This is a genomic window from Pseudomonas sp. EA_65y_Pfl1_P113 (genome assembly GCF_963970525.1).
Lineage (GTDB): Bacteria > Pseudomonadota > Gammaproteobacteria > Pseudomonadales > Pseudomonadaceae > Aquipseudomonas > Aquipseudomonas tritici.
Map to the genome: position 1 here is coordinate 1 of NZ_CAXAQM010000321.1, position 545 is coordinate 545.

At 63.9% G+C, this 545-nt stretch carries 1 protein-coding gene; it reads right to left on the reverse strand.

Features of this window, described 5'->3' with window-relative positions; all coding sequences use genetic code 11:
• Window positions 1-304: 304 nt before the first annotated feature.
• Window positions 305-545: hypothetical protein (locus tag AACY52_RS29835; protein ID WP_339561309.1), on the reverse strand; the 241-nt coding region annotated here is incomplete at its 5' end.

Here is a 545-nt window from a genome sequence, read left to right on the forward strand (position 1 = left end):
GGGCTTGCTCAGAAGGAAATTGGCGTAGGTCGCCTGCATCATCTTCCACATGTCGTTTTCGCCCGGCTTGCCGGGTGAAAAAGCCGAGCAGACGATACGGATGAAGCCATAATCGACCGGCGTTCCGTTGGCCTCGAGCACTTCGATATTCTCGGCAATCGTTCACCGGTGCGGCGGACATCCATTCCGTCCAATATGCATTCCGGTCGGTGCCGACGGCCAAGGATGCGGAGCTGGCGGAGGCCTATCTCGATTCGATCGCTCTCTGCGCCGGTAGCGCGATGGCCTGCGCGGCGTCCTGAGTTCAGACCAGCGCCACCCGACCTCCGGCATGACGTTCCAACCGCCCGGCCAGTTCCAGTTCGAGCAGCACCGTCTGCACAATCGAGGGGCTATGTCCCGATTGCCGGATCAGCTCGTCGATCGCCACGGGTACGGGGCCGAGCAGGTAGCAAACGTCGCGGCGTTCGGCGTCGCTCGCATCTTCGGGCGGGGGCGCGCGGAAGCCGTCGCGGCTGGTGCGGACCATACGCTGGTCGATCGGG